Raw genomic sequence first — 19,068 nt, 5'->3', positions numbered from 1 at the left:
TTCCTTTTTTGTCGCGTGCAGAGCCTTCACCCGAGGCGAGAATCACAACAATCTAAGGAAGTTCTCCGCCTTCAGCATCTACCGGCGGTTCACGGCTACTCCGCTTCGATAATCATTCCCGCGGCCACCGTATTGTTGGTAATTTCATCGATCAGGATGAATCCACCGGTGATTCGGTTCTTCTGGTACTCATCAGCCAATAAGGGTTGCGTAGTGCGCATGTTTATCCGGCCGATCTCGTTCAGTTGCAGCACATCGACTCCCTCGTCGCGGTGCAAGGTGTTGATGTTCAGCCCATACCGCAGCTCCTTGATCAGCGCTCTGGCGGTCTTCGTGGTGTGCTTGATCGCAAGCTTCTGCCCGACGTGCATGGGCTTTTCGCTCATCCAGCAGATCATGGCCTCGAAATTCTGCGCCACCTTCGGCTGGTTATTGGGACGAACGATCATATCCCCGCGGGATATATCGAGTTCATCATCCAGCCGGATGGTCACCGACATCGGCGGGTAGGCTTCGGACACCGGGCCGTCGGCGGTGCGGACCTCCTTGATGGTGGAGGGCAGGCCGCTGGGCAGCACCACCACGTGGTCTCCGGCCTTCAGCACGCCGCTGGCCACCTGGCCGGCGTAACCGCGGTAGTCGTGGTAATCGTTGTTATGCGGGCGAATCACATACTGCACCGGGAAGCGCACATCCACCATGTTCAGGTCACTGGCGATCTGCACATTCTCCAGGTGGTGCATCAGCGAAGCGCCCTGGTACCACGGCATGTTTTCCGAGCGGGTCACCAAATTGTCGCCGGTCAATGCGGACACCGGGATCACCTGGATATCGGTGATGTTCAGCCGGGCCGCGTAGTTGGTGAATTCGCTGCGGATCTGCTCAAACACCTCTTCTGACCAATCGACCAGATCCATCTTGTTCACCGCGACCACCAGATGCGGCACATTGAGCAAGGACACCAAGAAAGCATGGCGCCGGGACTGCTCCACCAGCCCCTTGCGGGCATCCACCAGAATGATCGATAGATCCGAGGTGGAGGCGCCGGTGACCATATTGCGGGTGTACTGGATATGCCCCGGGGTATCGGCCACGATGAATTTGCGCTTCGGCGTCGCAAAGTAGCGGTACGCCACATCGATGGTGATGCCCTGCTCACGCTCGGCGCGCAGGCCATCGGTCAACAGCGCCAGATCGGTGTAGTCCGTGCCGCGCTCCTGGCTGGTTTTCTCCACCGAGGCCAGTTGGTCGGTGAAAATGGCCTTGGAATCGAAGAGCAGCCGGCCAATCAAGGTGCTCTTTCCGTCGTCTACCGACCCGGCGGTGGCAATGCGTAACAAGTCCATTTTAGAAGTACCCTTCCTTCTTGCGGTCTTCCATGGCCGCCTCGCTGACCTGGTCATCCCCCCGGGTCGCCCCGCGCTCGGTGATCCTGGAGATGGCTACTTCCTCCACGACCTGAGCTGCCGTCGTCGCGCTGGAGGCTACCGCCGCGGTGAGGCTGGCGTCCCCCACGGTGCGGTAGCGGACCAGCTGGGTCCGCACCGGCTCATGATCCCTGGGCTGGCAGAAGGCGTGCACCCCGAAGATCATTTGGTTGCGTTCGAAGACCTCGCGTTCATGGGCGTAGTAGATCGAGGGCAGCAAAACGTTCTCGCGCAGTATGTAGTTCCAGATATCCAGTTCGGTCCAATTCGATAGCGGGAAGACCCTGAGGCTTTCTCCGTAATTCAGCTTGCTGTTGTACAGGCTCCACAATTCCGGGCGCTGGTTCCTTGGATCCCACTGCCCGAATTCATCACGGAAGGAGAACACCCGTTCCTTGGCCCGGGCCTTTTCCTCATCTCGGCGAGCGCCGCCCATCAAGGCGTTGAGATCATTTTTCTCGATGGTGTCCAGCAGCACGGGGGTCTGAATGCGGTTGCGCGAACCACCGCGCTCCTCGACCAGATCCCCCGCGTCAATGGCCTTCTGCACCGATCCGATGATGAGCCGCACTCCCCTGCGGGCCACTTCGGCATCGCGGAAGTCCAGCACCTCCTGGAAGTTGTGCCCGGTATCGATGTGCACCACCGGGAACGGTATGGCCGCCGGGGCAAAGGCCTTGGCCGCCAGGTGCAGCAGCACCGCCGAGTCCTTTCCTCCGGAAAACAGCAGTCCGGGCCGTTCGAGTTCGGCAACAACTTCGCGGATGATAAAGATCGATTCCGCCTCGAGCGCCGTCAATTGGTCCAGCTGGTACTTCAGTCCCGCCGTGGTTTTCGTTTTCAATGTGAACCCCCCAAAGTTCCTTTTCTTCTCGCTAGCCGGAAACCGGCCTGGCGCAGCGTGCCATCGTGTCGACGAGCAGCTTGCTGATCTCCTGCCTGCAGACGAGCAGATCCGGTAGATACGGGTCGGCCCCGTTGTAGGCGAGTTCCGAGCCGTCGACCCGGCTGGCGTGCAATCCGCTGGCGCGGGCCACCGCGACGGGCGCCGCGGAGTCCCATTCGAACTGGCCGCCGGCGTGGATGTAGGCATCGGCTTCCCCGCGGATCACCGCGCAGGTCTTGTATCCGGCCGATCCCATCGGGATCAGTTCCGCATCCAATGCTTCGGCCGCCCGCAGCACGCTGTCGTGCGCCCTGGTGCGGGATACTGCGAACCGCAGCCTCCCGTGTGCCGGCCAGTTGGTTGCCAGCTCGCGTGGCGCACTGCTGAAGATGGAGTGCAGGCCCGGCAGCGCCACCGCGCCGGCGGTCAGCTGGCCGCGTTCCCACAGCGCCACATGCACCGCCCAGTCATCCCGGTACTCTGAATACTCGCGGGTCCCGTCCAAGGGATCGATGATCCAGACCCGCTCGCGCTCCAGCCGTACGGGATTGTCTGCCGCTTCCTCGGACAGTACGGCGTCCTGGGAGTGCGATTGCGCCAGCGCGGCTATCAGGTATTCGTGGGCGGCCCGGTCCCCGGCGTCTTTCAGTTCCCGCCCGCTCAGGCCGCGCGATTGCGCGTGCTTGCGCAACTCGAGCAGTATCGCTCCGGCGCCGTCGGCTAGCTGGATGGCGCGCGACAAGTCCCCCATTTGCCCCCCTCCTTGACCCCTCAAGGTCACATGGAACAAAAATATGCGCCATGTGGTTTAGATCATAGTATCCAGCTTTGGGTGCAAGATGATAGGCGTTGCCCGGATTATTCCCCAGCCCTGCCCAATCCGTGACACACGACTGCCGGGAGCCTAGGATGGCCATATTCATCCATGGGAGGGGACCCAATGGAATCCGAAGATCACCGCACCGCGCAAGAAGAAGTCATCCACATGGATCCGGGGGATCTGGATGTCTTGGAATTGGCGCTGGGCGGCCTGGCAGAGCCTGGCTCTGTCGAGCACGCCCTGGCTCGCCATTGGCCCGCAGCAGGCGGAGCCGGCGCGCAGACCTTGGCCGGGCAAAACAGGCACCTGCTTCTTGCCGATCCCGACGGAACACCTCTGGCGAGGCTGAGGCTGGCCTCCGGGGGCGACGCCGCTGGCCTGGTGGCCCTTGCCCCCGCCGAGCACGGAGCCTTCCGCGATCTGCGAGTCACCGGCCCGCTGCGCGCCGAGCGCATCGTGCTCTTCGATCATGCGCCCACGCCGGGGCAACTGCTGCAGCTGCGTCAGCAGCACCCAGACCTGGCAGACGTCACGCTGCTGCTGGTCGTCTCAACCCCGGAGGCCCACGGCGCCGGATTCGCCACGCTCATGGATCAGCTTTGCTCCGCCGCGCAGCTGATCGGTGCCCGCTCGGGCCGGCATCTGATCGTTCCCCCCGGGTTCTCTCCCCCGGAGCTGATCGCTCGGCTCTCCGCGGTGGTACTGGACGACTTCCGGCAAGGTGCCATGCATCCGGATGCCCGGCCGGGCGCGGTGGTGCTGCTCACCGGCCTGTCCGGGTCCGGGAAGTCCACCCTGGCCAGGGCCATTCAGCAGCAGGTCCACGCGCATTCCCGCCAACGCGCCGTGCTGCTCGACGGCGATGAGGTGCGGCGCTATGTCTCCAAGGGGCTGGGCTTTTCCCGGGCGGAGCGGGAAACCAATGTCGAGCGGATCGGCTGGATCGCCGCCCGGATCAGCGAGGCCGGGGGCCTTGCGATCTGCGCGCCCATTGCCCCGTTCGCGCAGGCTCGCAGCACGGTCAGGCGGCTGGCCGAGGCCGTAGGATCATTTACGCTGATCCATGTCAGTACCCCCTTGGAAGTCTGCGAACAACGCGACCGCAAGGGACTGTACGCCAAGGCCAGGGCGGGGCTGATCGCGGACTTCACGGGCATCGATTCACCCTATGAGGTGCCGGTCCAAGCGGATCTCCGGCTGGATCTGTCGCAGTTAAGCATCGAGGCGGCCACCGCGCAGGCCATGGAGGTGCTGCCGCCCGAGCTTGCCGGGCCAGGCGGGCTAGAAAGGCCAGAAGAGCGGAATTAGACCCAAGGCGACGCTCGCGGTCAGCAGCGTCATCGGTATCCCGATGCGCACGAAGTCCTGCATCCGGTACCCGCCGGGACCCATGACCATCAGGTTGGTCTGGTAACCCAGCGGCGTGATGAAGCTGGCCGAGGCCGCGATCATCACGGCCACGGCGAAGGGCATGAAGTCCGCGCCGATCTGATCGGCAATCTCCATGGCTATCGGGAACACCAGCACCGCGGCCGCGTTATTGGTCAACAGCTCGGTGCACAGAACCGTCAGGAAGAATACCGCGGCCAAGGCCATCCACGGGCCGCCGCCGACGGACAGCAGGGTGTGCGCCAGCCAGCTGGCTGCCCCGGTTTTGGTCATCGCCACGCCCAGCGAAAAAGAGGCCGAGATCACGATGATCACCTGGATATCGATATAGCGGCGCAGCTTGCCAAGTGCCACGCACCCGGTGGCCAGCATCAACCCGGCGGCAACCAGGGCGGCGACGATCACTTCCAGCAGGCCGAGGGCATTGAGCAGCACCATGAGCACCAGGATCGCCACCGCCCAGGGGGCTCTGCGGAAATTGGCCGGGGACTCATCGTTGATCGGGCTGACCAGCAGGAAATCCCGGCGGAACCGGTATTGCTCGACGAAGTCCAGGCTCGCTTCGAGCAGCAGCGCGTCGCCCACCCGCAATTCGATATCCCCGATCTTTCCGGGCAAGCGCTGGCCCGCACGGGAAATCGAGAGCACCACGGCCTTGTAGCGCGAACGGAACCGGGACTCGCGCACGGCCATTCCCAGTCCCGCGAAGTCCGGGCCGATCACGACTTCCACCAGCCGGCGCTGGAAGTGATCCACGTCCAGTTTCCCCACATCCCCAGCCGATGGCTGCAGGCCGCGCACCTTGCGCAACTCACCGGCGCAGCGCGGGTCGCCGATGAAGGTCAGCCGGTCCCCGGAATGCAGGACGGTTTCGGGTCCGACGTCCGAAACGAGGTTCTGCTCCCGCTGTATCTCGGCCAAATAGCAATAGTTCAGGCTGCGCAGCCCGGCGGCCGCAATGGTCTTGTTCCGCACCGGGCCGTCCTCGGTGACCTGGAACTCGACGGCATACTGGCGGGCCGCCTGCAGCTGCTCCAGGGCGCCGTGCCGGGTGGGCAGCAATTTGCCGGCAAAGAGGATCAGGAACAGCGCCCCGGTCACCGCCAGCGGCACGCCGATCGCGGCAATGTCGAACATGCCCAGCGACACACCGCGTTCGGATTGCAGCAGCCCGTCGATAACGAGGTTGGTGCTGGTCCCGATCAGCGTGGCGGTACCGCCGAGGATCGCCATGTAGCTGAGCGGGATCAGCATTTTGGAGACCGGGATGCGCAGCCGTCCGGACCAGTCCTGGATGGCGGGCAGCAGCATGGCCACCACCGTGGTGTTGTTCAGGAATGCGCTGAGAGCTCCGACCGGGAAGGCGAGCCGCGCATAGGCGCCGCGCTGGGTCTTAGGCCGGCCGAGCAACAGGTTGGCGAGCCATTGCACCGCTCCGGTTTCCTTCAGGCCCGCCGCGACGATATACAGCACCGCCACGGTGATGACTCCGGGATTGGCAAAACCTACCAGCGCCTCGGCAGGTTCCAGGACGCCGGAGAGCAGCAAGATGAGCACCGCGCCCATCAGCACCACATCCGCCGGCAACCGCCCCCAGGCCAGGGCGGCGAGCACCCCGATAATCACCGCGAAGGTGATGTACGCTTCAATGCCCATCTGCTGGTCCCACCGGTGCGGTGTCCCGCAGTTTGCAGGTTCCAGACGGGTGCGGCTCACTCATCGAAAAGCCCCTCCTCGATGATCAACCGCTCCAGCTTCCACGGGTCATCGGTGTATACGCCGTCGATTCCCAGCTCCAGGTACGGCATCAGCCGTTCGGTGCTATTGATCGTGTAGATGTACACCGTCAGCCCGGCATCCTTGAGCGCGCGAATATAGTCCGTGGGAAGATCTCGGGAGGCCCCCACGTAGTCGATCCCTTGGGCCTTGATCTCCGCGGGCTCCGGCATCTCCTGCAGCAGCAGGAGCAAGGCCTGCAACCCGCTGTCGGCCAGCTGCACGGCGGCGGCGTAGTCGTAGGTTTGCACGATCACCGAGCCCTGGATTTGCCGGCTGGTCACGGACGCGGTGAAATCCTCCAAATCCGGCACCGGTCGCTTCAGCTCGGGGAACAGCACGTTGCCCGTGGTGTATTCGTCCAGGATCTCCGGCCAGGTGGTGGTGCTTCCGAGCGTTTCGCCGTCTTGGGAACGCACCTTGGCCAGCTCCCACTGCTCCAGCGAAAGTTCTTCTAACGGTCCGGTGACGCCTTCCAGGCTCCGGTCGGCCAGCGGGTCATGGCTTGGAACCAGCGTGCCGTCGGCCAGGGGACGCAAGTCGAATTCGATCGGATAGCCGGTGTTGGCCAGCGCCTGCATGGCTTCCGCCGAGGATTCCGGATACACCCGCCAGGCGCTGCGGTGCGCGATCAAGGTCAATGGCTGAGCCGCCGGCGCGTCGGTGGCTGCCGGTTCGGCGGTCGTTTCGGTGCCGGCCCCATTGGTGCACCCGGCCATCAGGGCCGCCAGCACAATGACTACGCACCCGGCGGCGCTTCGTGCCCGGATTCCCCCGGGCCTTGGCGAATTCATGGATCCTCCCCAGTAATACATGGATTCAATAGGCAAGCACCAGAGTCCAAGAGCTGGTTCCCGGTGCCTGCCGATAGTGCTATTTAGTTGCATTCAACGCTTTTGATCAGCACCTCCAGCGACTGCTCGGCCTCTTCCAGCTGCTTCTCGCCGTCTTGCTCCTCGTCGGCTTCCACCGCCAGGACGGTGCTCCAGCTGCGCTTGACCGCATCGAACTGCTGGCTGTGCTCGGTGACCGAGGGATCGCCTTGCAGATCATCGATGGCATCCAGCCAGCCGCGGATTGCGTCCACGCCCTGCAGCTGTACGTCCTGGTTGATGGTGCCCAGCCGCTCGGCCACGTAGCCGCAGCCCACGCTGTCCTGTGGAGCCTCCGGCCAGTCCCCGGACGTGGCCCCTTCGAAGGTGGTGATCGGCTCGGCGGGCCCCTGGTCTTCGGCTTCCCCGGCCGCCACCGCACCACCGCCCTCCGGCTCGTTCCCGGTTTCCTGGCCTTGCGGGCCGGAGCCGCCCAGGGCATTGATGATCAGCCAGGTGGCCAGCGCCACGACCAGCAGCGCGCCGAGGATCGCCAGCAGCCAGCGGGTCCGCGCCGGCTTGGAGTTCTTCTGCCGTTCAAGGGTGTTGGACATGATTATTCATCCTTTCCTGCCAGCGTCACCGTCATGGCAACGGTTCGCGCTCCGGCACTGTCCAAGGTGGCGGCAAAGCCGCCCACGGTACCGGCTGGAACCGCGCCGTCGCTCTGGGCTACCAGCGAGGTGATCCGCCCGCCGCCGGAACCGACGGTGCTGCCGCGGTCCAGCAACTCGGGCTGCGCCGTAAGCGCGTTGTCCTGGCTTCCCTTATCCGCCCAGTAGCCAAGCACGGTCAATCCGCCACCGCTAGCCTCCACTTGCGGAGCGATTTTCTCCACCCCATTGGTACGGAGCAGTTCGATGGCGGAGTCTTGCACCCACGCCTCGCCAATGCCCCGGTAGGCCAGGAGGTGGATCCCCGTTTTGGCCGTTGTGCTTAGCGGTATGGAGACCTGGGTTCCGGCGTCGGAGGCGGCGGCGACCTTCGAGTACAGCACCGTGTGCGTACCGTCCTCTTGCAGGGAATCCTGCAAGGTCCATCCGGTGACGCCGGCCGGCTCGTCCAGGGCCGCGGTGGAGGAGTTGACCGTCGCCATCAGCAGCAGCCCATCACCCTCCTGGACCGACTCCGGAACGTTTAAGCGCGGCAGGCTGCTGGACAGGTTCGCCTCGACCCCGGCCACGAAGTCAACGACCTGCCCGGGGTCCGGGTCAGGGTCAGGGTCTGGTTCCGGCGCGGTGATGCTCACCGTCTGCGTGACCGGCTCGGATTGGAGGCCCTCGCCATCGGTGACGCGCAGCGTGAGCGTGTAGTCCCCGCCCTCGGCGTAGCTGTGGCTGGCGGCGGCCCCGGTGGCGGTGTTCCCGTCTCCGAAGTCCCACGCATGCTCGGCGATCTCTCCATCCGGGTCCGTCGAAGCGTTTCCGTCAACGGCGATGTCCAGGCCGTCAACCTCGACGGCGAAGTCGGCCACCGGAGGCTGGTTCGGTTCCGGTACCGAGGAGGAACCGGGATTGATGACAATGGACCACATGGCCGTGCGGACCGAAGCGACATCCATCGTGCCCACTACCCCGCCGGTGAGCCCGGTGGTCAGCGTCTGCTGATCGGCGGCTACCGAGACGATGCGCCCGTTGCCGCTGCCCACCGCGGTCCCGCGCGGCTCGGTCTCCGCGGCAGGGGTGATCGAATTCTCGATGCTTCCCTTATCGGCCCAGTAGCTGATCACCGTGCTGCCCGGCTGCTCGACGGCCACGGCTGGAGTCACTTTCTCCACAGAGCTGCTGGTAGTCACTACCGCGGCCGAATCGGCGATCCAGTCCGCGGAAATGCCGCGGTACACCAGCGCGTGGATGGTTGTCTTCAGCATCGACCCCGTAGGCAGCGTCACCGTGGCTCCGGCGTCCTCGGCGGTGGCTACCTTGGCGTAGGCCCTGGTATGCACCCCGCCCACGGCTTCCTGGCCCAGCTTGCTCCAGCCGGTGACGCCGCTCGGTTCCTCCATACTGACACTGGTCGAATTCGACGTGGTCAACATGATGATCCCGTCCCCAGGCTCGATGCCCGCGGGCAGCTGCAATTGGGCATTGGAGCTGTTCATATATCTCGCCGCGGAATCCACGAAGCTTGCCGGGGCGATCTGCGTGACCGGGATCTCCTTGGTCACGCTGTGCTGTCCGGCTCGATCGTCGGTCACGGTCAAGGTGACCTGATAGCTGCCGGCCTCGGCGTACTCATGCTCCACGACCTGGCCCGTGGCGGTATTCCCGTCTCCCAAGTCCCAGGAGTACTCCTGGATGGTTCCGTCCGGGTCGCTGGCCGCGGCGGCATCCAGGGTGACATCCAAGCCGAGCGAGGAAGCCGTGAAATCGGCGTTGGGAAGCTCGTTGGGCAACTGCTGCACGCTCACCGTTTCGGTCTTCGAAGCGGTGGCACCGCGGTTGTCCGTCACTGTCAGGGTGACCTCGTAGTCGCCGTCCTCGGCGTAGCTGTGGTTGACGAATATCCCCTGGGCGGTATTCCCATCCCCGAAGTCCCATTCGTAGGAGGCGAGCGTGCCGTCCGGGTCGCTGGATGCCGATCCATCAACCGAAATCGTCAGGCTGTGCGCGCTTGCGTCGAATTCGGCCACCGGCAGCTGGTTTGCCGGCGGTTCGTTGCTGCCCAGCGTATAGTGCTCGGCCGCCTGTTCGGCGCTCAATGCCCTTCCGTAGACCGCGAACTCGTCCACCGAACCGATCAGCCAGGCACGGCTGTTGCCGGACCAGGTGGTTTCGGCGCCGACCTTCCAGTACCCGGTGAAATTCTCCGCCGTGGTTGCCGGATGGCTTGCGGCCAGCGCACCGTCGACGTAGAGCCGCATGCCCTCGCTGCCTTGGGTGGCCACCACATGGTGCCAGGCGTCGTCGTTGTAGGCGTTGCTGGTGGTGGCCCGGGCCTCGGATCCGGGATAGGTGCCGAAGACCAGCTGGCCGGAATTCGTCAGGAAGATCTTGCGGTCATGCTGGTTCGAGAGCTGATCGGCGCGATTGCCGAAGGAGGCGATGGTGCCGCCCTGCGTGCTCGAGGTCTTGAACCAGGCCTCCACGGAGAACGGCCCGGGATTCGTGTAGCTGTTGTTGCTGGAGATCCATCCGTAGCTGAACGAGGAATTGCTGGTGAAGCTGATCGCCTTGTCATCCTCGCCGACCAGTGCGCCCTCGGTCCCCCGGGTTACGAAGCGCCGGTAGGTGCCGTGGCTTTCACCGCCGGAGGCATCCACCGCGGTACCGCCCGTGGCGTCATTCAACCGCCAGTAGATCTCCGGGACATCGTTGTACACCGCTTCCCCATAGGGGTCGTCCGGAATGTCAGGGCCGGTATTGCTCCCGCCCACTACGATGATGCGGCTGGCCTCGCCCACTTCGCCGGAGCTGGTGGTGATCTTCAGGGCCACCGTGTAGCTGCCCGGTTCGCCATAGGTGTGCTGGGCAACCGGACCCACCGCGGTGTTTCCGTCCCCGTAGTCCCACTCGTAGTTCGTGATGGTGCCGTCCTGCGTGCTGCTGCCCGCGGAGTCGAAGTTCACCGTGGCGCCGCTGATCGTGGCCTCGAACTCGACGTTCGGGTCAAGGACCTCAAGCTCCTCGGCGGGATGGTTTCCTGCCAAGACGAACAGATCCTGGCTGCTCCAGTCCACGCCGTCCACCCGCGGACCGGAGACGGCCCGCTGCGAGTCCGGAACCACGTTGCCCAGCGTCGAATCCCATTCCCAGGTACTCAGCTCTCCGGTGTTGTCGGCAACGTGGAGGGTGTCGCCCGAAAGGAATGCGGATTTGACCCGGCTCCAGTTGATAGCCGCCCCGCTGGAAGGGGCGGCATACAATTCGGCACCGGTAATCGTGCTCTCGGTGTTGAAGTAGCGGTAGTTCAGCGTGCTTGACCCGCCGCGGGTGAAATACATGCGCGCCGTTTCCGGATCGAAGAAGGCAGAGGTCATCGAGGTCATCTCGCTGGCAAAGGCGGTGAGCAGATTCAGGTCGATATTCTCGGCGGCACCGAAGCTGGTCCCGTCGAAGGTCCGGCGCTGCAAGGTGCCATCGGAGTTGGCCGTATAAACCCAGCCATCGACCATGAACGCCGCGCGCACTCCGGACCAGTCGACGTTAGTCGAAACGCTCTGGCTGGTCGCCAAGCCCGCCGAAGACAGCTCGCGCATGACCAGCTCGGTCTCTCCGGTGGCTTCGGCGGAATCGATCAAGAACAGCGGGTTGTCCGCGTTGCCGACATTGTCGTGCGGGAACTGCACGCCGTTGGCCAACGGCATATAGGCGATGCGCCCACGGTACTGCCAGCCGGATATCCGGTCGGTATCGCTGCCGATCCACAGTCCCTGGTCGTCCGCCAGGAATTGGTAGACGCCGTAGCCTCGGGTGCGGCCCGGGTTCCAGCTAAAGGGCATGCCGTTGCGCACATCGAGTGCGGCCAGCCCCTCGCGGGATACGGCGCCGGGCCCGACCCGGTCCCCGGCAAAGGGGTTGTTCATCCATCGCTGGTGCCCACCGACGTAGACCACGCGTTCGGTGACCGAAACCGAAATCAAGGTATCGCCGCCGGTGTAGTCGATCCACGTCGGCTCCTGGGCGGTGCCCACGGCCCCGGTCTCGAACCTGGCGGCGGTGTCGCACAGGGTGCCGCGGAAGTAGGCTCCGGTGGTGACGACCACGAAATAGGATCCGTCCGGGGAAAATTCAACGTCGCGCATGTAGCTGTCGAAGGAAGAGGAGCAGGCCGGCGCATACCGTTCGGTGGCCCATGGTGCGGTGGTGGCGCCGGTGGAGTCGAGGGCCAGCATCACGATCTGCGGATGGCGCTCGCCATTGACCTTGAGGAAGTTGCCGATGCCGATGAGCCGGGACCCATCCGGGGTGATGTCCATGCTGTACAGGTTCAGCGTGCCCTTGCGCGGTTCCTCGAAAAGCACGTCGACGTTCTCCAGCACCGCGCCGGTGTCCGGGTTCAGCCCGGCCAACAGGGTGCGGTCGGCGCTGCCGACCTTGGTAAAACGGCCCGAGACGTACAACGTGTCGTTCTTCAGCAGCACCTGGGTGACCCGGCCGTTGAAGGCGGGGGTGGTAAATCCGGCAGTCTTTTGTCCGGTCTGTCCATTGAGCTTGGCCACGGCACGGGTCGTGGCGCCGTTGACCTCGTTGAAGCCACCGCCGATGAAGACATTAACGCCGTCACCGGCCGGGATGATATCGGTGACTTCTCCGTTGACCTGAGGTGTGAAGTCCGAATTGACCTGCCCGGTCTCGGTGTTGAAAGAAAAGATATTGGTGCGCGAGATTACCGGGGTGTCGCTTCCGGGATTTCGCACCTGCGTGAAGTTTCCGACCGCAATAGTATTTGGGCCAACGTGGGCGAATCCCCTGACATAGCCGTCCAAAACATGCGGGGTATTGCTGCTGGGCTCCGTACTGACGATATTGCCATGGTCGCCGGGAAACGCGCCTTGGGCCGGCGGCGGCGGAGCCACCAGCAGCGTGATGACCATAGCCGCCGAGGCAAGCACTGCCACGAATAGACTCCGCAAATATTTTCCGAAAGTCCCATGCCGATTAATCATGGAATTGCCCTTCCCCCAAAAAGTGACATGATCCACCGCGCAGCACCACAATTTCCCTGGTTTGCGCGAACCCCAACCCACGCAGCACGATTAGGACAAATTATGCGCCACATTCCGATTCCCGAACAGATCTAGCCGGGGAATCAAGTAGTTTGCGGCCGATTAGAGTATGGCCTTTGCCCCAATGCGACAAGGGGCAAGGCAGCGGCCGGATGAATGCTGAAACCGTCCCGGTCCCCTTCGGTACTCGATGGATTGCCGCCGGATACCTTGTCAGGGTTCGCGCTTGTCGGTACGCTCAAGTAACTGCTCAATTGGGAATGGTGCGAACCATAGCGGGAGCAGGCTCGACGCGCTTTGGGGGTGCGGATTCGTGCAGGTCAGTTTGGTGCCATCGGCGGTATCTTCGGATACCGAGGATTCGTCGCACCCAAAAATGCTCACTCGGACAACGTGGCCGCTGGTCCTGCTGGTCCTCGGTTTCCCCTTGTGGTGGCTGTTGGGACTCAGCGCGATCCTTCCCATCCTGCTCGCGGTGCCCCTGCTCTGGCAATTGGCCAAGAAACGCAGCCTGGCCACTCCCAAGGGCTTCGGCTGGTGGCTGCTGTTCCTGGTTTGGATGTCCGCCAGCTTATTCCTGCTCTGGGCGAACGCCCCCGGAGCCGTTCCAGGCGGCGGGTTCAGCCGGGTCCTCGTCTTCGGGTACCGCTTCTTGTGGTACCTCAGCTGTACGGTCATGCTGCTGTGGATCATCAACACCAAGAAGGAAGAACTAAGCAACGCTCTTGTCGTGCGCCTCATGGGGTGGATGTTCATTTTTGTGGTCGCCGGCGGCTTGTTGGGCGTCTTGGCCCCGCGCATTGAAGTGACTTCCCTGGTGGAACTGCTCTTGCCGGAGTCCTTGCGTTCCAACAGCCTGATTAATTCCATCGCGCACCCCGCCGCGGCGAGTCTGACCAATTTCCTGGGACGGCCCGAATACCGGCCGATCGCGCCGTTCGCTTTTGCCAACAGCTGGGGCAGTAATTTCTCGTTGTTCCTGCCGTTTTTCATTCTCGGCTGGTTCTCGAAGCGTGCCGGTTGGCGCCGCGTTCTGGGGATAGCGATACTGGCCCTGGCCACCATTCCGGTGGTCCAATCGATGAACCGCGGGCTCTGGGCCTCGCTGGGGCTGGGGCTGCTCATCCTGCTTGGCTACATTGCGGTGCGCGGCCCGCAGCGGCACCGTTTCAAGCTCGTGGCCGCCGTGGTGCTCACGGTCCTGGTTGGTGCCGTCGCTTTCTCGATTAGCCCGCTGGCCGATACCGCTCTTGAAAGGCTTGACAACGCGCACAGCAACGAACGCCGCTCGCAGCTGCTGACGCAGACCGTGCTGAGCACCGCCGAGGGATCCCCGGTGGCCGGTTTCGGCAGCACCCGCGACATCCAGGGAAGCTTCGCGTCCATCGCCGGTGGCGGCACCCCGGACTGTCCCGCCTGCGAGGTGCCGCCGTTGGGAACGCAGGGTCATATCTGGCTGGTGATCTTTTCCCAAGGCTTGGTAGGGGCCGCGTTCTTCCTGCTCTTCTTCCTCTGGCAGGCGTGGCATTTCTGGCGCGTGCAGACTGCGTTGCAGCTGGTAGGGATGTCCCTGCTGTGCTTTTTCGCCCTGCAGATGTTCATCTACGACACCCTGGGCATGCCGCTGCTGACGATCATGCTCGGGCTGGGGCTGATGTGGCGGGAACGCTACGCCGCACTCGATCCGCAGGACTTGCCTCAGCTCACCGGCTATTTCGTGCTGCACCGCCGGCAGAAGATCGTGCTGCTGTCGGCGATGTCCTGCGCGCTGGCGCTCGGTGTGCTCTGGACGTCGAGCAGACCCGCCCAATACATCGCGCAGACCTCGCTATTGCTGGCTCCCACCCCGATGTATTTATCCGGCACGGCGGGTGAGGGTTCGCGCAGCATCACCGTGGATACCGAAGCGGCTCTGGTGCTCACGCAGAGCACGCTGGACAAGGTCAACGCCGCCTATCCGGAGCTGAGCAATGCCGAGATCCGCAGCGCCGTGTCGATTTCCGCCACGCCCAATAGCCGCGTGCTGCATTTGAACTACGCGAGCACCGACAAGCGGCGGACCACCGAGGTGATGAGCCTGATTGCCGAGGAGTATCTGGCGGTGCGAAACGAGTTCCTGGCCCAGCGCAAGGAACAGGTCTTGCGGGATCTTCAGGAGCAGCTGATGGCGTTGTCGCCCGATACCCCCGAGCAAATTGAGGTGGACTCGCTGCTGGACATCGACCCCGAGCTGGCGCGGGAGATTGAATTGCGCGATTCCCTCATTGACTTGACGGTCAGCGATACCCGTGCGGGTGAGATCCTGCGTGCGACGACCACCAGCGAATCCAAGAACCAGCCCGAGGTCGTGCTTGTCTCGCTGTCTCTGCTCGGGCTGCTGCCGGCCCTCGCGCTGCAGCGGCGCTCCAAGCCGCGGAAAAGCGGTGTGTAAATGCGCTAGCCAGCTATATCACACAGCGTTGCCCGCACCCGTCCCGGTGCGGGGCAAGCCAGGAAGTTCAGTTGCCAGGTGAATGATTGGGGAGAACATTGAGCGACACATCTGCAAAACAAGCCGCACGCGAAGCATCCGAGGCCAACGGCGAAACGATGGTCAGCGTGGTCATTGCCACGCATAACCGTCCGGAGCTGTTGAAGCTGGCCATCGAAGGGGTGATGGACCAGGACTATGACGGAACGATCGAGTGCATCGTGGTCTTCGACAAAAGCGTTCCGGATACCTCGTTGGTCCACGACGGGAGCGACCGCACGGTGCGGGTCATCGCCAACGATCGTACGCCCGGTCTGGCAGGAGCCCGGAATTCTGGAATTCTTCAGGCTCGTGGGGCGTACGTGGCATTCTGCGATGACGACGATATCTGGCTGCCAGGCAAGCTCACGGCTCAGGTCGCGGTGCTCGCTGACCCTGCCGCGCTGACTGCGGTCACCGGGGTGATCGTGGACTACCAGGGGCACTCCAATATCCGGGTACCGCAAGCCGAGGACCTGACCTTGCGCAGTCTGGTTCGGCGCCGGGTCATGGAAGCCCACCCCTCCTCGGTGATGGTCAAGCGAAGCGCCCTGCTTGATCAAATCGGGCTGGTGGATGAACAGCTGCCGGGCAGCTACGGCGAGGATTTCGATTGGCTGCTGCGTGCCGTGCAGGCAGGTGACATTGCGGTGGCCGCAGATCCGCTGGTTCGGGTCCGCTGGGGCGGCTCGCAGTTCTCGCAGAACTGGGCCGTCATCATCCAGGCCATCGACTACGAGCTGCACAAGCATCCGGTGCTGAGCCTCGATCCGCATGGCCATGCCCGGCTCCTCGGGCGCAGGGCCTTTGCCAATGCGGCTCTCGGGCAGCGCAGGGAGGCGGTTCGCGGCGCCCTGCAGACGCTGCGGCGCTCACCCACCGAGCGTCGTGCCCTGCTGGCCCTCGCGGTCGTCTCACGGCTGGTCAGCGCGCAGCGGCTGCTCGGGTGGGCGCACCGCCGAGGGCGCGGCATCTAGTCCTGGCTACCGCCGCCGCCCGCCGCGGCGCCACCATCGCTGTGCCGGCGCCGCTGCGGTCAGCCTGTCCACGATGCGGCCTAGCCGGAGGGCGCTCTCGGCCGGGGATGGCAATTCGATGCCGGGATTCAGCCGCTCGTCGGCGCCAGCGGTGAATTGCTCGACTTCGGCACGGACTTGTTGCACCGAGTCGACCAGCTGGATCAGCCCCAGTCCGGCCATATGCCGGGCAAAGCGCTGTTGATGGCCGTCCACATGCTCTCCGCGTTCCGGATCTCGTGGCATCACCAATGGCATCTTTCCGCTGCGCAGGATCTCCACGATGGTTGACGGGCCGCCATGGCACAGCACCAGGTCGGCTCGATCGATGTGCTCTTTGACTTCGTCCTTGGCCAGGAAGTCCCTGCCCTGGGCGGAACTGGGCGCCTGGGCGGTGCCGAATTGGATCAGGCAGCTCAGCGCCCCGTCCGACGGATCATGTCCTGCCAGCAACTCGTCAACCAGGTTGACCATGCGATCGAAGGGGTGGTGGTCGGTCCCGACCAAAGCCAGCACCGTGACATCTGGTTTGGCGGATTTCACAGCAGCGGTCCGATCACGCTGGCACCGGGATAATATTTCAGCTGCTCTTCCCACTGGACACAGAATTCGGATGACAGCGGACGGCACAGCCGACCGGTCAGCGTGCGCGAGTCGATGCGGTCATACACCTCCACGTAGACGGTGGGAATACCCATCAGCCGCGCGGTCAAAAAGAAGGGCAGCGCCACCCCGGCCCCGGTACTGATAACCGCCGTCGGCCGGTGAGCTCGCAACACCTTGATCGACAACCACAGGTTCCGCATCGCGTTCACTGGATTCCGGGTGGTCGGATGATAGGCCCAGGTGACGTCTTCGCCCTGCAATGCGCTTGTGGCATCCGGGGTGTCGAAAGTGACCCACGCGCGCCGGTGCTGCTTCCACCAAGCGTCCATGCTCAGCATTTGTGCCAGGTGCCCCCCGCTGGACCCCACAAATAAAAGTGTTCCCATCCGGCCAGATTACTCATCTTGCGTGCAGACGAACAGGGGTTTAAAAAGTATTCGTCCGGTTTTGCGGAATCACGCGCAAATGAGAGGTATATTACAGTCATTACCGGGAACAGCGATACCCGGCGGATTAGAACTTGGGGGAACTAATCTTGGAAGCTCGCGCTGATCATAAATCTCGCTTGACATTGTTCAAGTCCGCATCCAGAAAGATGTGGGTCATAGCCGCCGTCCTGGCCTTGTTGGGGGCAAGCCTCGGTTTCGCGGTTGGACACGCCGCTCCGCGTGCGCAAACCGCGTCCACGGTGATCCTGGTGACGCCGCTGGATGGCAATGCCTTCTATCCTGGCACCCGAGGTGAGCAGCTGGTCAACCTGACCACCGAAGCCCAGGTGCTGAAATCAGACAAGGTCGCCGCGAAGGTCATCGAGTCCACCGGGCAGGGCTCGGATCCGCTTTCCCTGCTGCGCCAGTTGACCACCACCGTGCCGCCCAACACGCAGCTGATCGAGATCACTTTCGAGAATGATGACCCCGACGCCGCGGTGATCGGAGCGCAGGCCTTCGCCGATGCGTTCCTGGAGTTCCGCAGCGATCAGGCTGCCGCCTATCTTGAAGGGCAGATCACCGGCATCCGCGACGAGATCGAGAAGCTGACCGCGAATATGGGCGAGCTGAGCGAACAACTCGGGAAGCCGAATATCACTGCCTTGGAACGCACCACGCTGGAAGCCCAGCTGAACGCCGGAGCCTCGCAAATCGCTTCGCTCGGTGCCCGGGAAAGTACTTTGGCGACCACCCGCATCGACCCGGGGCAGGTAGTCACCGCAGCAGCCCTGGATCGTGCCGCGCTGCTGAGCCTGCGCGAATTGCTGGCTTTCGCCGGGCTTCTGGCGGGCTTGGGACTGGGAATGCTGATCATGGTGTTCATGGCCCGGAGCAACAAGGTCCTGCGCCGGGTCGATGAGCTGAAGTCCTTCGGGGTCAATGCCCTGCGAGTGTTGAACGAAGCCGAGCTATCTCGCGGCGAGGCCAATGGCAGCAACCCTGCATTGGCCAGGAATTCTCCCAAGCTCACGCAGTTCCGCTCCGAACTGCTGGGCATGGTGCAAAACAGCAACCGCCGGGTGCTGCTGATTGCCTCGGCCGATGGCGGGTGCGATTTTCCGCTCTCCTACAACGCCGTGGCCGACATACTGGCCTCGGCCGGGCTGAAGGTGCTGGTCATCGACGCCACCGGCAGAGCCGTGGAATCCGGGAATACCGTCAAGCTGCCAGGCATTGGGGAGGTGCTGGCCGGCCAAAGCACCTTGGCGGAGGCGAGCCAGAGCTCAAACCAGATGCTGTGCCTCATTGGGCAGGGGGAACTCATCAAGCAGTATGAGAATGGGCTCTCTTCCGAGCGGCTCAACGAGTTCCTGATCAGCGCAGGCAAGGAATTCGATGCGGTGCTGGTGATCGCCCCAGACCTGAACCTTTCCATCACCCAATGGCTCGTGTCCGTCATACCCACCGTGCTCGTCGAGGTCGAGCTGGGCACCACCAAGCGGAAGGATGTCCGGGCCGCGCAGAACGTGTGCGTGAGCCTGGCCGCCGAGCTGCGTGCCCTGCTCATCCGGCCCATGAACGCTCAGCCGGCACGGCACCGGCCGCGCCCCGACACCGGCCGCTCCGAGCATTTGTCCAAAGGAGTTTCGGGAAGCAAGACCACCTGAT

Annotated in this window: 13 protein-coding genes; 4 read left to right on the top strand and 9 right to left on the bottom strand. The window is 63.6% G+C overall.

What is annotated here, in order from left to right; all coding sequences use genetic code 11:
• Window positions 1–95: 95 nt before the first annotated feature.
• Genes cysN through CQ019_RS16870 form a run of 3 tightly spaced genes read right to left on the bottom strand, consistent with a single transcriptional unit; the run spans window position 96 to window position 3,088 of the window.
• Window positions 96–1,346, bottom strand: coding sequence for a sulfate adenylyltransferase subunit CysN (cysN, locus tag CQ019_RS16880; protein WP_105570213.1), 1,251 nt, complete (start codon window positions 1,344–1,346; stop codon window positions 96–98).
• Window position 1,347: 1 nt separating this feature from the next.
• Entirely contained in the window at window positions 1,348–2,271 is a 924-nt protein-coding gene (gene cysD, locus CQ019_RS16875) for a sulfate adenylyltransferase subunit CysD (RefSeq protein WP_105570212.1), read from the bottom strand.
• Window positions 2,272–2,302: 31 nt separating this feature from the next.
• A complete protein-coding gene (locus CQ019_RS16870) occupies window positions 2,303–3,088 on the bottom strand; it encodes a 3'(2'),5'-bisphosphate nucleotidase CysQ (protein WP_258134077.1) in 786 nt (261 codons plus the stop codon).
• Between the two features lie 165 nt (window positions 3,089–3,253).
• Between CQ019_RS16870 and cysC the strand changes: the two genes are divergently transcribed.
• Window positions 3,254–4,441, top strand: a complete 1,188-nt coding sequence (gene cysC, locus CQ019_RS16865) for an adenylyl-sulfate kinase (protein ID WP_258134075.1) — start codon at window positions 3,254–3,256, stop codon at window positions 4,439–4,441.
• On the opposite strand, the gene CQ019_RS16860 is transcribed toward cysC, so the two are convergent.
• The 4 genes from CQ019_RS16860 to CQ019_RS16845 form a co-directional block, all read right to left on the bottom strand.
• Window positions 4,415–6,238 carry an SLC13 family permease gene (locus CQ019_RS16860; protein ID WP_258134074.1) on the bottom strand — a complete coding sequence of 608 codons (1,824 nt, stop codon included), beginning with the start codon at window positions 6,236–6,238 and terminating at the stop codon, window positions 4,415–4,417. The genes cysC and CQ019_RS16860 overlap by 27 nt on opposite strands.
• Window positions 6,235–7,092, bottom strand: a complete 858-nt coding sequence (locus CQ019_RS16855) for a glycerophosphodiester phosphodiesterase family protein (protein WP_181148582.1) — start codon at window positions 7,090–7,092, stop codon at window positions 6,235–6,237. Before CQ019_RS16855 ends, CQ019_RS16860 begins: the two co-directional genes overlap by 4 nt.
• 83 nt (window positions 7,093–7,175) lie before the next feature.
• The gene (locus CQ019_RS16850; protein ID WP_105570208.1) at window positions 7,176–7,724 is read right to left on the bottom strand and encodes a hypothetical protein; all 549 of its coding nucleotides are present in this window, start codon (window positions 7,722–7,724) and stop codon (window positions 7,176–7,178) included.
• A 2-nt stretch (window positions 7,725–7,726) separates the two neighbouring features.
• A complete protein-coding gene (locus CQ019_RS16845) occupies window positions 7,727–12,730 on the bottom strand; it encodes a PKD domain-containing protein (protein ID WP_181148580.1) in 5,004 nt (1,667 codons plus the stop codon).
• A 421-nt stretch (window positions 12,731–13,151) separates the two neighbouring features.
• Between CQ019_RS16845 and CQ019_RS16840 the strand changes: the two genes are divergently transcribed.
• The gene (locus CQ019_RS16840; protein ID WP_146113392.1) at window positions 13,152–15,269 is read left to right on the top strand and encodes a hypothetical protein; all 2,118 of its coding nucleotides are present in this window, start codon (window positions 13,152–13,154) and stop codon (window positions 15,267–15,269) included.
• A 98-nt stretch (window positions 15,270–15,367) separates the two neighbouring features.
• Window positions 15,368–16,324 (top strand): glycosyltransferase family 2 protein, encoded by a 957-nt coding sequence (locus CQ019_RS16835; RefSeq protein WP_219843954.1) that lies wholly within the window; start codon window positions 15,368–15,370, stop codon window positions 16,322–16,324.
• A 6-nt stretch (window positions 16,325–16,330) separates the two neighbouring features.
• On the opposite strand, the gene CQ019_RS16830 is transcribed toward CQ019_RS16835, so the two are convergent.
• Both CQ019_RS16830 and pssD read right to left on the bottom strand, forming a co-directional pair.
• Window positions 16,331–16,906 carry a glycosyltransferase gene (locus tag CQ019_RS16830; protein ID WP_105554449.1) on the bottom strand — a complete coding sequence of 192 codons (576 nt, stop codon included), beginning with the start codon at window positions 16,904–16,906 and terminating at the stop codon, window positions 16,331–16,333.
• Window positions 16,903–17,355, bottom strand: a complete 453-nt coding sequence (gene pssD, locus CQ019_RS16825; RefSeq protein WP_105554448.1) for a PssD/Cps14F family polysaccharide biosynthesis glycosyltransferase — start codon at window positions 17,353–17,355, stop codon at window positions 16,903–16,905. Before pssD ends, CQ019_RS16830 begins: the two co-directional genes overlap by 4 nt.
• 179 nt (window positions 17,356–17,534) lie before the next feature.
• Between pssD and CQ019_RS16820 the strand changes: the two genes are divergently transcribed.
• Complete coding sequence (locus CQ019_RS16820; RefSeq protein ID WP_146113391.1) at window positions 17,535–19,067, top strand: Wzz/FepE/Etk N-terminal domain-containing protein; 1,533 nt, start codon at window positions 17,535–17,537, stop codon at window positions 19,065–19,067.
• The last annotated feature ends 1 nt before the right edge of the window (window position 19,068 follow it).

This window comes from Arthrobacter sp. MYb229 (genome assembly GCF_002975405.1).
GTDB lineage: Bacteria > Actinomycetota > Actinomycetes > Actinomycetales > Micrococcaceae > Glutamicibacter.
Note: the sequence above shows the minus strand (reverse complement) of the source record. Positions and strands in the feature narration are given on the sequence as shown.

Excerpts from the sequence above, each read along its gene's own strand:
- cysN (WP_105570213.1), bottom strand. The coding sequence starts at position 1,346 with ATGGACTTGTTACGCATTGCCACCGCCGGGTCGGTAGACGACGGAAAG.
- cysC (WP_258134075.1), top strand. The coding sequence starts at position 3,254 with ATGGAATCCGAAGATCACCGCACCGCGCAAGAAGAAGTCATCCACATG.
- CQ019_RS16855 (WP_181148582.1), bottom strand. The coding sequence starts at position 7,092 with ATGAATTCGCCAAGGCCCGGGGGAATCCGGGCACGAAGCGCCGCCGGG.
- CQ019_RS16850 (WP_105570208.1), bottom strand. The coding sequence starts at position 7,724 with ATGTCCAACACCCTTGAACGGCAGAAGAACTCCAAGCCGGCGCGGACC.
- pssD (WP_105554448.1), bottom strand. The coding sequence starts at position 17,355 with ATGGGAACACTTTTATTTGTGGGGTCCAGCGGGGGGCACCTGGCACAA.